This window comes from Salinicoccus siamensis, from assembly GCF_042429615.1.
Taxonomy (GTDB): Bacteria; Bacillota; Bacilli; order Staphylococcales; family Salinicoccaceae; genus Salinicoccus; species Salinicoccus siamensis.
The window spans coordinates 1-15,117 of record NZ_JBHMAH010000009.1 but is presented as its reverse complement, the minus strand read 5'-3'; the positions used below and the strand labels follow the sequence as shown (position 1 = coordinate 15,117).

At 42.0% G+C, this 15,117-nt stretch carries 9 protein-coding genes and 2 pseudogenes; 4 read left to right on the top strand and 7 right to left on the bottom strand.

Annotated elements, in window-relative coordinates; all coding sequences use genetic code 11:
* Nucleotides 1–88 precede the first annotated feature (88 nt).
* On the top strand, nucleotides 89–805 hold the full coding sequence (locus tag ACFFLE_RS03480) for a hypothetical protein (RefSeq protein ID WP_380569764.1): 717 nt from the start codon (nucleotides 89–91) through the stop codon (nucleotides 803–805).
* Between the two features lie 228 nt (nucleotides 806–1,033).
* Here ACFFLE_RS03480 and ACFFLE_RS11225 read toward each other — a convergent pair.
* The 6 genes and pseudogenes from ACFFLE_RS11225 to ACFFLE_RS03455 form a co-directional block, all read right to left on the bottom strand.
* Nucleotides 1,034–1,481 (bottom strand): annotated as a pseudogene (locus ACFFLE_RS11225) (restriction endonuclease subunit S); the annotation flags it as partial.
* A pseudogene (locus tag ACFFLE_RS11220) lies at nucleotides 1,470–2,201 on the bottom strand (restriction endonuclease subunit S); the annotation flags it as partial. The pseudogenes ACFFLE_RS11220 and ACFFLE_RS11225, both read right to left, overlap by 12 nt.
* Entirely contained in the window at nucleotides 2,191–3,744 is a 1,554-nt protein-coding gene (locus ACFFLE_RS03470) for a type I restriction-modification system subunit M (protein WP_380569827.1), read from the bottom strand. The pseudogene ACFFLE_RS11220 and the gene ACFFLE_RS03470, both read right to left, overlap by 11 nt.
* Nucleotides 3,745–3,798: 54 nt before the next feature.
* Nucleotides 3,799–6,588, bottom strand: coding sequence for a type I restriction endonuclease subunit R (locus tag ACFFLE_RS03465; protein WP_380569763.1), 2,790 nt, complete (start codon nucleotides 6,586–6,588; stop codon nucleotides 3,799–3,801).
* A 201-nt stretch (nucleotides 6,589–6,789) separates the two neighbouring features.
* On the bottom strand, nucleotides 6,790–7,791 hold the full coding sequence (locus ACFFLE_RS03460; protein WP_380569762.1) for a restriction endonuclease: 1,002 nt from the start codon (nucleotides 7,789–7,791) through the stop codon (nucleotides 6,790–6,792).
* A 376-nt stretch (nucleotides 7,792–8,167) separates the two neighbouring features.
* Entirely contained in the window at nucleotides 8,168–10,306 is a 2,139-nt protein-coding gene (locus tag ACFFLE_RS03455) for an LTA synthase family protein (RefSeq protein WP_380569761.1), read from the bottom strand.
* Nucleotides 10,307–10,832: 526 nt separating this feature from the next.
* On the opposite strand from ACFFLE_RS03455, the gene ACFFLE_RS03450 reads away from it, so the two are divergent.
* The 3 genes from ACFFLE_RS03450 (at nucleotide 10,833) to cls (ending at nucleotide 14,509) form a co-directional block, all read left to right on the top strand.
* Nucleotides 10,833–11,342 carry a cupin domain-containing protein gene (locus ACFFLE_RS03450; RefSeq protein WP_380569760.1) on the top strand — a complete coding sequence of 170 codons (510 nt, stop codon included), beginning with the start codon at nucleotides 10,833–10,835 and terminating at the stop codon, nucleotides 11,340–11,342.
* 96 nt (nucleotides 11,343–11,438) lie between these two features.
* A complete protein-coding gene (locus tag ACFFLE_RS03445) occupies nucleotides 11,439–12,788 on the top strand; it encodes a dihydrolipoyl dehydrogenase family protein (protein ID WP_380569759.1) in 1,350 nt (449 codons plus the stop codon).
* A gap of 239 nt (nucleotides 12,789–13,027) precedes the next feature.
* The gene (gene cls / locus ACFFLE_RS03440) at nucleotides 13,028–14,509 is read left to right on the top strand and encodes a cardiolipin synthase (protein WP_380569758.1); all 1,482 of its coding nucleotides are present in this window, start codon (nucleotides 13,028–13,030) and stop codon (nucleotides 14,507–14,509) included.
* A gap of 99 nt (nucleotides 14,510–14,608) precedes the next feature.
* Here the strand turns inward: cls and ACFFLE_RS03435 are convergent, their stop codons facing one another.
* A complete protein-coding gene (locus ACFFLE_RS03435; protein ID WP_380569757.1) occupies nucleotides 14,609–14,959 on the bottom strand; it encodes an ion channel in 351 nt (116 codons plus the stop codon).
* Nucleotides 14,960–15,117 lie beyond the last annotated feature (158 nt).

The following is a 15,117-nucleotide window of genomic DNA, read 5'->3' as shown; positions in this document are numbered from 1 at the left end:
CGTTTTATGTGTCTAGCTTAATTTTACAATCGGCGATTATTAAAAATGTTTTGATATTTTAATTAAATTTATATAGGAGATAGAAGCCATGATAAGTTTTCAGAAAGAAGATGTAGAAATCAAAGCCTTAAAACTCCTTAAAGAGTATGATAGCAAGAAGTATAAAGATGCCTACAAATCTGAAATGCCAGATATACAAAATGATATTACTAATGTAGGAGTCGAAGTTGTTGTCGTAGATTTTAAAGAGAATTTATTTTTAGATAAATTATTTGGTGCACCATTTCTCCAATTTCTTAAAATGACTAACTGCTATAAGATTAAGAAGAAAGAGTTAGAAGGTTTACTGGAGGTTACTGACAATGATGTAGCTTTACAAGAAATTATTAATTCTAAGCCCGTATACGATAAGAATGGTAAAGCTCATCACGTTACTACACGGGATGAAATTCAGGATTTAAGACCAAAACAAGAAATATACTTAACTAGTTATTCTAAGTATCAATTTGAATTAGATGAAAAAGATAATATAAAATTAGTTGTTCCTCCTGCCCAATGGGTCGGACCCCTTCCAGAGATGATGTTACAGGCAGTAAAGGATAAAGAAGAAAAAGCAAAGAAGTATAAGCAATTTGAAGAATTGAATTTATATCTACAAAGTTTTATAAGCGATAAAGAAGAAATTGATGAATTTGAAAAGTTAATCAACGAATATCATAAGAAGAGTAAATGTTTATTTAAAAATGTCTATCTCCCAGCTTTTTGGACAAGTGAACAAAAAATATATCACATTTCCCTTGATTAGTGTAAAAACACCTCATAATCAAATCACACCATACTTATATTTACCAAAATTCAGCGCTTAACTTAACAAGTAACATAAAAAAAATATTTTTCAATAATAAACTATCAAGAGTTTAAAAGAAAATATGTAGAGGTTTAGTACTGCAAGATATGATACATTTTTGCAGTACTAATTTAAAATTTTTCGCAAACTAAGAAAGCCGAATAATTTCAACTTTTATAATAATAATCAAACGAATAGGTTATTTAAAAGCCCTTGCCTCATATCATATAACTTAGATAGATTAGACGCCTCTAATTGAATAATTTTATCAAAACTCTTAAATAAATTCAGAATTTTAATTTGCTCTTCTCTCGAAGGAACACTTATAGTCATTTCACTCAATGTTGATAATGTAATATAAGGAGTGTTGCTTATTCGTTTCTCTGAATACAGTCTTTTCATTAAGTTATGTGATAGAAAGAATCTTACATACTGTATTTTTTTCTTGAAAACCACTTAATACATATGTCCTTTGATAGGCGTTAAATTTCCCATTGTAATAATGTATATATCCCACATTAGCACCATTTCCAGATATGAGTAAGGCCTCTGTATTAAAGCTATATATATTTGTTTTATACACTTCTTTTGCACAAGTGTAAAAATTATATTCTCCTCCTTCTACCATCGCATTCGCATCTAATTTACCAGTCTCGATCTTACACACTTCTCCTAACTGTTTTTCTTCCCATTCTGGATAATCATTACCATCCTCATCTTTGAACCTTAATTCTTGAGAAAAAATCTTTTGCATATACCCCTTCTTCTGTTCTTCCAATAACTCAAGCTTCTTCTCTTGCAGTTCAATTAATCGATCAAGTTTGCTGAAAAAGTCACCTATTTTTTGTTGTTCCTCTATTTCTGGGTAAGGTATTGGCATAGTCTGAAAAACAGAGTCTTTAATTGAGAACCTATCAGAACGTGCTCCTTTATCACCGTTAAAATACATAAACTTATGCCATTTTGTAGTTTGGAAGTAATGTTCCAAAAAAGCCTTATTGATATTATTAGCCCTAAAAACATAATATAAAGGCGACATCACTCCTACTCTGTTTAATTTGTTTCTCTTTACTGGACCTACGGGCGCGTGATTTGAAATTCGAGGATTATAAACGAAATCATCTGGATTTACGATATAATAATTACTTAAACTTTTTAAATTTGATATGTCTTTATCGAAATAATCTCTTTGGCTGACAACACCAAATTGAGCAGAATTAGTAAAAGTCTCAGTAACCCTCGTATCCTTATTTTTTTCTCTCACTTTATAAGATACTTCATTGAGTTTTCTCGTATTCCACTCCCCACTAAACTCAGGAAATCTCAATTCAGGCACATTCTGTTTACTTATCATACAACACACCCAGTTCTTTTAAATATCCATTTATTTCTTTCTCAAGTGTCTCGATTTCTGCATCAATTTCCTTAATATCTTTCTGGACTTGCTCGAGATCGACGGGTTCTTCTTCCTCGAACGTATCAACATATCTTGGGATGTTCAGGTTATAATCATTCTCTTCAATTTCCTCGAGTGTCGCGACATAGCTGTACTTATCTATTGTCTCTCTACCACGGTATGTTTCGAGAATCTTATTGACATCTTCGTCCCGCAGATGGTTTTGGTTCTTGCCCTTCTCAAACGAACTTGAGGCATCGATGAACAGGATATCGTCATCCGCCTGCCGGCTCTTCTTGAAAACAAGGATGCATGTCGGGATGCTGGTGCCGTAGAATATGTTAGCCGGCAATCCGATGACGGCATCGAGATAGTTTTTATTTTCAATGAGATACTTGCGGATTGTACCTTCTGCTGCGCCCCTGAAGAGGACACCGTGCGGCAGGACGACGGCCATCGTGCCGTGGTCATCAAGGTAGTGCACCATGTGCTGGATGAAGGCGAAGTCGGCCTTTGATTTCGGTGCGAGCTTGCCGTAGTCGCTGAACCGATCGTCATCAAGGAATGAAGCATCTCCACTCCACTTGGCACTGTATGGTGGATTGGCGACGACGGCTTCGAACTTCATGTCACCGAATGCCGGCTCTTCGAGTGTATCGCCATTCTCGATGGAGAATGCCTTATAGTTCACATCATGCAGAAGCATGTTCATTCGGGCGAGGTTGTATGTCGTGCTGTTGTATTCCTGGCCATAGTAGTGTCTGACATTGGCATTCCTGCCGACACGGAGCAGGAGGGATCCGGAACCGCATGTCGGGTCATAGACGTTCTTGAGGTCTGTCTTTCCGGTCGTCACGATTTCAGCAAGAATTTTGGACACCTGTTGTGGTGTATAGAACTCCCCTGCCTTCTTGCCGGCTGTGGCGGCGAACTGCCCAATCATGTACTCATACGCATCACCGAGCATGTCGATTTCCATTTCACTATGCACGAAAGGCAATGTGTTCAAGTTCAACATGACTTTGGAGATGAGTTTCGTTCTGGCGGATACGCTATTGCCAAGGCGTGAGGATGTAAGGTCCATATCATCGAAGAGATGGGTGAAGTCGTCTTCACTCTGCTCTCCAAGCGTCGATGCTTCGACTGCCGAGATGGCTTCTGACAACTTCTCGATGTCGAAGTCTCCCGCTTCTATCTCCCTGATCATCGTGCTGAAGAGATAGCGCGGCTCGACGACGTAGCCGATGCGTGTCGTGAGCTGCTTTTTCAACGCTTCCCTATATTGTTCATTTTCCCAAGCATCTTCAAAAGTCATCTCGTCTCCGAGCATTTCCTCCACTTTCTCTTCTGTCTTTTCTGACAGGAATCGATAGAAGATGAGACCAAGTATATAGTTTCTGAACTCGCTTGCATCCATATTTCCCCTGAGATCGTTCGCAATGCTCCAGAGTTTTTTGTGCAGCTCTGCCTGCTGCTGGCGCTGTTTTTCTGTTACTGTCATCATTTATATGTTTCCTCCTGTTACTTGACTACGCTATAAATCAATTATACTCCCCTATTCAACAAAGCCGTATTTATCAGATAGACTTTCGATGAAACTGCGTACTTTATCCAACTTTTCTATCCGTTCGAGGAAAGGTGCAGAAATCCCCGCTTCTATATCATCATTATATAGATGTCCGCTGAACTCATATTCACTGATCAGCTTCTGCAGCTTGCTTTTCGGATAGTTCATCTCTTCAGAGAATCGATTGATTTCTTCAAGCTTTCTTTCCTCTTCGAAATTCAAGTAGATTTCCCGAACCTTATCGTTTTTCTCAAGGTGGGGGACCACCTTGTCCAGAAACTCCCGGATGAGTTCTGCTTTATTCCTGAGCTGCTGATCATCCGTCTGTTCCAGCAGCAGTTTGATCTGTCTTTTCTCCTCAGCCTGCTGCTTCTTGTCCTTGAGCTCAATATTTTCAATCAGCCGCCGGATATAGTTCACATTGACGCGGTCGTTTCGTACGACTTCTATGTCAAAGTCGATTTCATCCAAAATGGAGACCTTCTGCCCTTCACGTTCCCGCTTGATGTGCTCATAATAGACCCCTTTATAGATGCCCTCATAATCCTTGTACTCCTGCTCATCCATCCCAACGGTTTCTTCAGTGAATTCGAAAGCTTCAAATGTCTTGAGTCTTGCAAGGGTGCGGGCGAGTCCCCTGAATGTCAGAATGAATTCTTTGATATCCTCTTCATCCTCCAGTCGTTTCGCTGATGCTGGTGTGGAGGAAATCTGTTGCAGCTTTTCTAGGTATCCGGCGAAACGCTTCCGATACTCTTCATAGGATTTACTCAATACAACATCTGTATTTTCAGTATCGGAGAATATTCTCAAGGCTTCATCCGTTTCCTTCTTCAGGTTGCGGTATACAACGATATTGCCGAACACCTTCTTACCTTTATCCACACGGTTCGTCCTCGAATATGCCTGAATCAGATTGTGATGCTTCAGATGTTTGTCGACATAAAGTGTATTCAGCATTCTGCTGTCGAATCCCGTCAGGAACATATCGACGACGATTAGGATATCTATTTTTTCTTTAGCCTTATTCCCTTTCATCCGGCTGGAGACATCCTGGAAATAGGCATTGTATGTGTCCAGCGAGAAGTTCTGTCCATATATTTCATTGTAGTCCTCTATGACACTTTGCAACTCATTCTTCGCGTGTACCTTCACATCCCCATCCTTCCGATCCTGGTTGGGCTGATAAGTGAATATGGTCGCTACTTTCAGTGGGCGCACACCGGGCTCCGCATTGATTGCTTTGAACATTCTATAGTACTTCATCGCCATTTCTATGCTTTGCGTCGCCATGAGTGCAACATATGCTCGATTATGGGTCTTATTATTGTGTATCCCATGAATATGTCGGGCTACTTTCTCAATCCGTTCATCTGCCAACCATACTTCGTCCGTATTGATGCCCGCCACATATTCTCCACTCTGCTCTCTTATCCTGTCTTTGAACGTATTGATGTATTCTATGGAGAAGCCAAGCACATTTCCGTCTCGTATGGCATCTTTGACAAGGTAGCTGTGCAGACATTTGTCGAATATATCTGCTGTACTCCGGCCATCCTGACTTCGATTTTCTTCAAATCTTGGCGTACCGGTGAACCCGAAATACTGTGCCCGCTCAAAATGCTTTTTTATTTTCATATGCATGTCCCCGAACTGGGAACGATGGCATTCATCAATGACGAATATCACCTTGTCCTTTCGATACTGCTCCATGACATGCTGATGTTTGCTTATCGCATTAGACATCTTCTGTATTGTTGTGATGATCATTGGCCTGCTCTTGTCTTCAAGTTGGCTGATCAACTGTTTCGTGCTGTTGGTCTCATCCACCGATTCATGTTCAAATTTATTGAATTCCTCCTGTGTCTGGGCGTCCAGATCCTTACGGTCGACGAGGAATATGACCTTACTTATTTCAGGTTCATAGGACAGAAGCTGACTTGCCTTGAACGATGTAAGCGTCTTTCCGCTTCCCGTTGTATGCCAGACATAGCCATTTCCATCTGTAGTAAGTGCCCTTTCAATCAATGCTTCCGTTGCATATATCTGATATGGCCGCATGACCATCAACTTTCTCTCTGATTCATTGATGATCATGTATCTGGAAATCATTTTGGCCAAGTGTCCTGTTATCAGGAAAGATTGCATGAAATCATCGAGATTTACGATGAGGTTGTTCTCTTCATCCGTCCAGTAGAACATCAGTCCTCTAAGAAAGGCCTTGTCACTATTCGCAAAATACCGAGTGTCATTATAATTGCTTACAATGAACATCTGTACATACCGGAACAATCCTCTCAAGTTATGATCCTGGTATCTACCGACCTGATCGAAGGCTTCATGTATGGAAACGTCCCGACGTTTCAGCTCAATCTGCACCACTGGCAGGCCGTTGAGGAGAATCGTCACATCATAACGTCCACTAAATTCATCATTCACACTCACCTGGTTGGTAACCTGAAATATGTTATTGGAAAAATTCTTCTGATCAAAAAGTTCAAGATAGACTTCTGTCTCGTCGTCCCGCTTCAGGACAAACTTGTCCCTGAGGATTTTTGCACTATCGAACACACTCTTATTGTTGATCTGCGTCATCAGGCGGCTGAACTCCTTGTCGGAGAGCGGTTCCTCCTTCAGCTTCGTGTGCCGCTCATTCAACAGGTTCCTAAAGTTCTCCTTCAACTGATCTTCAGTGTGTATAAGTGCCCGCTCATATCCAATTGCTTCGAGCTGATTCATGACATCGCGCTCGAGAGCCGCTTCACTTTGATATCCCATATGCCATTCACCCATTCTTATCTATTGGAAGTTGCTTCCATTATACTATAGATGCCCCTCCGAAAAGAACATGTTGGTTGAATTCACTTTAAACTCTTTTATATTTAAAGGGATAATAAGAAAAAACTTTGGATTCATCAAAAAGATGATTCCAAAGCTTTTATTTTTGTTCCTAAAATCCAATTGGCAACATTGTTTTATTCAACCTTTATTGAATATATCATCTTTGAACACAAATCCCGAATCAACCAACATGGAGGCAAATTCTGTGTCTTGAATCACCCTTATTCTTTCCCCTTGCTCATCCTGTGGAATGTCCGCTGTATTTTTATCGAATTCACCTGTAGTGATGAACCATTTGAAAGGTTCCAGATGTTCGAATCTATCGTCTTCTTCATATTTATAGGCAAGCAGTTGTCTGATTCCCGTGTCATCAGACTTGCCAGTATGCCTCTTGGCCTGTACATATATAACTATATCTAAAGTAGTGAAAGCTGCCTTTACATCTACATCTGCGATGCTACTGTTCTTTTGGGAGTTCGAATTTTTAGGTGGTATGACAGTAACATCTGCACCAATGGATACCATGTAGGCTTTAATTAACTCTTCAAAATGCTGATCATTTAATTGAGTGAGATAGTCATGAATTTTCTTTACGATGCTATCTCTTGTAGGAGTGAAGTCATAGACCGGGACTTTATTTCCATGTTTTATAATCATCTTCTCTATTGTATCTATATCCCTATCATTAAGATATAGGTTAGTTCCTCTATATTTCAACTTGGACGCTAAATCAGCTGGGACATATCGATGCCTGCTTATTCCCGTACTGATCATTCTAACCGGGACTACAAATCCTATATCTATATCTTCCGGATTATCGTAGGCGTAAGGGGACCCGGTCACTTCACAAAGATCCAGTTCACCAGATTTCGGAATCAGCACCCTATCTCCTTTATCCAACTTCAAAAACCTGTACAGGTAATTGCTTCTCCTTGCAGTCAACCAATCATTGTTGATTTCATTGCCCAACTCTACAAAATCGTCTCTAAATTCATGTTGTTCCATTTCTTTTGCATTTCTTAAGACCCTCTCGGCTTTCTCGCCTTTCAACATAGACCAACCGATAGGAAGCAAATTCTCTTCTTTAAGCAACTTTACCGAAGCGTTATTTTCATGACTGATACGATGCATCAAATACATAACCTACACTCCTTTTATAATTTGTATTGGAAATAATAGAAATAACTGTAATTATTCCTCTCTTTCCCTAAAGACGTTTGAATCATGTAACCAAGTCTTCTTTTTTGATTTTTTTAATTTTGACTTCTTTCAATGTTTCAAAAGGTATCAGACGTTCGATGCCTTGAAGCGCGATATCGACCGATTCATCACATTCTTCAACACCGAACGCATCACATTAAAAATGGCACAGCTCCGATGAGCTGTGCCAACCATAACCGATTCTTTTTTAACTGTCTACTTGAATGTGTCCAGTCCATACTTTTCTGAAGAGGCTTTTAAAGACTAATATATTGTCTTTTAAGCTTCAATATTCTTATTTCAGTTTTGACCTGCTTCACTCCGGCGGACTTGGTGGATTATAACCTTCATATGGTGCACCACTTTCTGATCCTTCGAGCTCCGGTGCATCTGTTTCATACAGATGCACGCTCGATGCTCCACCATTTTGTTCAATCAGGCTTTCGTCTTTCTCTGGGTGATCCTTGAGAATATCCAATTGATCACGGTATAAATAATCGATTTCTTTCAATCCATCCAGAGATTCAGGGTTATAGAAACGCAGTAGATCTTTCATCAAAACTTCGTCGGAATGATTCAGCTCTTCTCTCGCATTATCTCTATAGCGATAAAGTGCTTCCAATTCCTCTTCGGTAAACTGATCCTGCAGTTCCTCCCCTGTCTCTGTATCATAGATTTCCTCTCCCAAGAAAGTATATTCCGGCGTCACCACACGTCCATCTCTGAGTGGGACGGTATTATCGTGTTCTTCTGATAGAATATCCTGTCCCATAAATAGATAGCCATCTGTTTCCACGCCGAGTAGATGCATTAAGGTTGGAAGCATGTCCACCTGACCACTGTATGTGTCGAACACTTCACCATTTTCAACGCCGGGGACATGCATGATGAACGGCACTCTTTGCATTTGCGTATCATTGTATTCATTCCACTCTCCCGACTCTTCCCCCACCAACGGTGCCAATGTCGGGTTTCTCATGTTGGAAATACCATAATGGTCACCATACATGACGATGATCGAATCCTCATATAAGCCACTTGACTTCAGGTAATTGAAAAATTCCTCCAACGCCTGGTCCGCATAATGTGCGGTGACGAAATAGTTGTTGATTGTGTCATCCTCTGTTCGGGCCGCTGGAAACGTCACATTTTCCTCATCCAAAGGGTAAGGGAAGTGATGGGAGACAGTGAGGAACTTGGAGTAGAATGGTTGAGGCAGCTGTTCAAGATACTCCACCGAGTCATGGAAAAACAATTTATCCTTCAAGCCATATTCCATTGATCTGTCTCCAGACACATCATAAAACTCGGAATCAAAGAAGAAATCATAGCCGAAACTTTGATAAGTATCCGTCCTGTTCCAAAAAGAGCCGACATTTCCGTGAAAAGCAGCTGAAGTATAGCCCCCATGCTGCGCCAAAATATTTGGTGCTGAATGGAATGTATTTGTCGCTCCCAACGATTGAAACATACTGCCTTGAGGGAGACCATACAATGACAACTCCCCTAAAACTTCAGCATCCGATGACTTGCCCTGGCCGGTCTGATGGAAAAAGTTCTCAAAACTATATGAGGCCTCATTGTCATAGATGCTGGAAAGGAATGGCATGACTTCTTGAGTGTTGCCATATTCATCTTCCAGCTTGTAATCAATTAAAAACTGCTGCACACTTTCCAATCCAATCATAATGACATTGCGGCCCTCTGCCGCCCCAAAGTATTCTGGATTTGGCGCTGCATGGTTTTCGGCCGAAAAGTTAAACACCTTCGCTAAATCTGACTCGTCGGCACTCACTCGCATTTGGTTTTTTTGCGATGCTTGGAACACATCATAACCGGTAAAGAAATTCAAACCTAAATATTTGACGATATAGTTCCTGTCAAAAGTGCGCGTCAATAATTGAGGGCGATCGATCTCCGCCAATATCAGGTTTCCTGCCAAAAGCAGGACACCCACTAATGTAACGAAGGCTTTGGTACGCCTCTTCTGTTCTTTCCTATCTTCGGCGAGCGGTGCCTCCTTTTTATAGAAGAATAGATAGCCAAACAACATGAGATCGACCCAATATAACACGTCCCAGACCCGCATCATTTCAAATGTGGAAGTGAATAAGGCGCCGGTCACATTGTTGGTGCCCGATACGATGTTAAACGTCAGAAAGTCAGCGAATTCCCTGTAATATAGTATGTTCGCATATAATAATACGGACATGAGCAGTAGTATTGTGAACATTGCCCATTTCCTTAACACAGGATTGTTGAAAAATAGTGCGATGGACAACAATATGACGCCCGTCGCAATCGGGTTGATGAACAAAATGATGTGTTCGAATATACCGGATACGCCCAGACTGAATTCAATCCAGTAAGCCATGTATGTTTTCAACCAGAATAGAAAAAGGAATAGGATGAAATATCCATAGCGTCTATTCAATAACTCTTTTATGTTTGACATGTTTTCACTTCCTCATTCTCTACCTTGTCCCTTAACCTCCAATGAATCATAAAGGTTCTATACAGATGATTCATAGCGAATTAAGATAGAGTAGAATATAAGATTATCCCGCAAATAACGTCGAGGGGGGATGACGGGCACTAAATAAAGTTGAAACGCTTTAATATCAAGAGTTGCGATAACTTAACGCCAATATATGGACAGTTACTTCATCCACTTCAACGAAGCATTATCCCTTATGTAGAGTCTCTATAGATGATTTCATTCGTTTCGCTAAAATATCAGAATTTTACAAATATTAAACAGACTTTATCAATACTCTTTATTATATAACAAAATGTGGTTTTTAAGCAAAACTTACCCGTTTATCAACAGCGATTTCTACGAGTCAGTCGCCTGGCAAGACAATAATAAATTAGCGCGACTGGTGCATGGAATACTGTGAAATGGATTGATAAATAGAGGGAAGGGGTATTTTCAGACAGAAGCGGTAAAAGGATAGTAATCAGTATATGGAGGGATGAAGATGAAACGTGCTGAAGCTATTGAAGTCATTCCGATAAAGTTAGAAGACGATGGCAAGATACCCAACCACCCCAACTTTCCCCTGTTGATCTATAAAAGCGTATTTGAAGATGGTGACGACATTCCCGCCACACTTAACTCCAATGATTGGTCCGGGGAGTGGCTCGGGTCCGTCCACCCTTTCCACCACTACCACAGCAACACCCATGAAGTGCTTGCGGTCAAAGGAGGACATGCCACACTGCAGTTGGGCGGTGCGCAAGGTGAAACGATTGAAGCGGAGAAAGGCGACGTCATCATCCTGCCAGCCGGCTATGGCCATAAAAGAATCAAAGCAAGTGATGACTATGCCAACTACGGTGCCTATCCGGGCGGTGCCGATTTTGATATGTGCTACGGTAAACAGGAAGAAAGGCCTGAAACAATCGAAAATATCGCACACGTCCCACTCCCCGATGACGACCCCGTATTCGGCCAGGACGGTCCACTCTTTGACCATTGGATACGATGATGCCGATTTGAAAATAGAAGGCATATAAGTTTAAACACCCTGATTTTAGAGAAGATGTGTAGGAAATCATTTAAAACGAATAGGAGCTGTCTGATAATGAAAACGAATTTTGATCTGGTGGTAGTCGGTACAGGGCCCGCTGCATCCTCTACAGCAATGAAATGCAGGGAAGCGGGATGGGAAGTGGCCATGATAGATTCTCGGCCCTACGGAGGCACTTGTCCTTTAAGAGGATGCGACCCCAAAAAAGTTCTGGTAGGGGCGGCAGAGATGATTGACGGTATGGAACGAATGGGCGGCAAAGGCGTGGTGCCCGGTGCAACCATCAACTGGTCCGAACTGATGGCGTTCAAGCGGACATTTACAGAACCGGTGCCCGACGGAACAGTCAAAAAGCTGCATAAGGCAGGGATCCATACGTTCCACGGACGGGCATCATTTGCAGATGAAGAAACGATTCAAGTTGGAGAAGATCAGCTTACAGGCAAGCACATTCTGATTGCGAGCGGTGCAAAGCCGGTCGAGCTGCCAATCCAAGGGATTGAGCATCTGACATACAGTGATGAGTTTCTGGAACTCGATGCCTTGCCTAAAAAAATAATTTTTGTCGGTGGCGGATATATCTCGTTCGAATTTGCCCACATCGCAGCCCGTGCCGGCGCCGAAGTGCACATCATCCAACGTGGGGCGCAGCCACTTAAGAACTTTGATCCGGAGCTTGTCGACCTGCTGGTGAAAAGTTCTGAAGAAAACGGTATTCAGATCCACCTGGACACAGAAGTCAAATCCATTGAAAAGACAGGGGCGGCCTTTACGGTCGAAGGCATTAAAGAGGACGAATCCTTCAAACTGGACGGCGATCTCGTCGTCCATGGCGCAGGCCGTGTCCCTGAAATCGATGATTTGAACCTTGAAAAGGGAAATGTGGATTGGGAGAAAAAAGGCGTCTCCGTCAATGAATATCTACAGAGTGTCAGCAACCCCCGCGTGTATGCAGCGGGAGATGCAGCCGCGACAAAAGGGCTGCCCTTGACTCCGGTCGCCTCCATGGAAGCACAAGTCGTGACTGCCAATCTACTCGGCGGCAATCAGCGCACACCAAACTACGACGTGATGCCAAGTGTTGTATTTTCACTGCCCAAACTCTCGGCAGTGGGGTTATCGGAAGAAGCGGCCAGAGAACAAGGGTACAACGTCAGAGTCAATAAAATTGATACTTCGGAATGGTACACCTACAAGCGGACCAATGAAAGGTACGCAATGGTTAAAATCATCATCGATGAAGATTCCGATCAGGTGCTCGGCGCCCACCTGCTCAGCCGGGAAGCGGATGAACTCATCAATCATTTCGCCACAGCGATCCAGTTCAAGCTGAAGACAGAGGACCTTAAACAGATGACGTATGCCTATCCTACCGCTGCTTCTGATCTCGGTTCCATGCTTTAAAAAACTGAATCTGTTCCAATATAAAAAAATCATCAAACATGAATCTCCCCCAACCTACTTTTGTAGATTAGGGGAGATTTGTTTTTTATTTCTGCAGATCAACCAGCTGCTTCTTATCTTCCAGTTGATTGAGACGTGACGCCATCGCTTTCGATGCACTATGCAGTTTCTTCTACAGTTTATTATGGTATAATGCGCAGAGGATTTCAGTGACATCAAAATGATTACGAGGTGGATAAATGGACTGGTTTTTCTTCGATTATATATTTGATACTTATATTCTCAGCATCATCACTACAGTCATCATCATTTTAAACATTCTGCTGGCGATCAGCCTTGTCTTTCTTGAACGGCGCAATGCACAAAGCCTTTGGGCATGGTTGCTGATTCTATTCTTCCTGCCCATCATAGGGTTCATCCTGTACATGCTGTTTGGCCGCACCATATACAGGAAAAGCATATTCGCCATTCCAGAAGATGAGAAATTGGGCATGTCCCATCTTGTTGAAAATCAACTGGAATCCCTGGAGGATGGATCATTTAAGTTTCCGAACGAAACCACAAAAAAATATCACCAGATGATCCACATGCTGCTCTATAACGACCAGTCTTTCCTGACGACGAACAACAGCATCCAGACATTTACAAACGGACGGGATAAATTCGATTCCCTGCTTGAAGATATCCGCAACGCAACGGATCACATCCATTTCCAGTACTACATTCTAAAATTGGACGGGATCGGTCAGACGCTCTATGATGCGCTGCTCGAAAAGCAGAAGGAAGGCGTTACGGTTAAAATCCTGTATGATGACATGGGGTCCCGGCGTCTCAGCCTAAAAAGCTTCAGCACGCTCAAAAAAGAAGGCGGGGACGCCAAGTCATTCTTCTCCAGCATATTTCCATTGATCAACCCACGTGTGAACAATCGTAACCACCGGAAGATTGTCGTGATTGATGGGAACATCGGATACGTTGGTGGATTTAATGTGGGCGATGAATATTTGGGACGGGACAAGAAGTTCGGCTTCTGGCGGGACACCCACCTCAAGATACAGGGTAATGCGGTGAGATCGCTACAACTTCGCTTCCTGCTGGATTGGAATTCCCAGCCTGGCGGCGATCGCATAGAAAATGAAGATCGCTATTTTCCTGAAGTACCCTCCCACGGCGAGAAACCAATCCAGATCGTCACCAGTGGACCCGATGAAGAATGGGAGCAGATTAAATATGGGTATATGCAAATGATACACAGCGCTAAAGACTCCATATATATCCAAACACCCTATTTCATCCCAGATCAAGCCTTCTTTGAAGCATTGAAAATTGCCATTTTAAGTGGGGTCAAGGTCCACCTTATGATTCCGAGCTTCCCAGACCATCCCTTCGTCTATTGGGCGACATATTCCAATGCCGGCACACTGGTCAAAATGGGCGCGATCGTGCACACTTATGAAAAAGGCTTCAATCACCAGAAAATCGTTATGGTGGACGATGAAGTCCTCAGCATCGGCACCACAAATGTCGATGTCAGAAGCTTCTCCTTGAATTTTGAAGTCAATGCCTTCATATATGATAAAGAACAGGCTAAGCATTACCGTGAGATATACGAAGCTGATATTCAGGATGCCACTTTGCTTACTGAAGAAAAATATAAAGCCCGCAGCAACTGGATTAAAATAAAAGAAGGATTCGCGCAGCTAGTATCCCCACTTCTTTAGAATTACGCTTTCTAAAAAATTAATGATATTAAGAAGCACCCGTGAAGTTGAATGCCAGAACTCAACTTTAGGGGTGCTTTCGTATACTTAGAAATCCAATCATTTATCGTTGCCTTTATTTTGCTCAGGTTTAAAGTCAATGACCTCTTTAGCGATCATTCCAAGCATACTGACCATTACGCCAACCCCTACGACCAAATACATCATGGTGAATATCTTTCCCGCGTTGGTGACAGGCGTCAGGCCCGTTTCGACACTGCTCGGAATGAGGCTGACGACACCAAAATAGATGGTATCCAGCACACCCCATCCTTCTACACTCGTATAAAATAACGTCCCCGATAAGAGAATCACAAACAACGTGAATAACAGCGACTTGAATGCAGGACGGGATAATGCTTTACCAATGGCTTTCAATAAGCGTAGTGCGGTTAAAAAGAATGAAATCATATTTTTGTACTATCTCCACTTTTTAGGATTATGTTTCTCGTTGAATTATACTCTAAATTAGCCTTTTATGTTAATTGTTGAAACGAAGGAGAGCGTAAAATAGTTTGTGTAAATGAATAAATAGAAAAAGGGAGCCCTTTTCTTGTAGAATCAAGTTA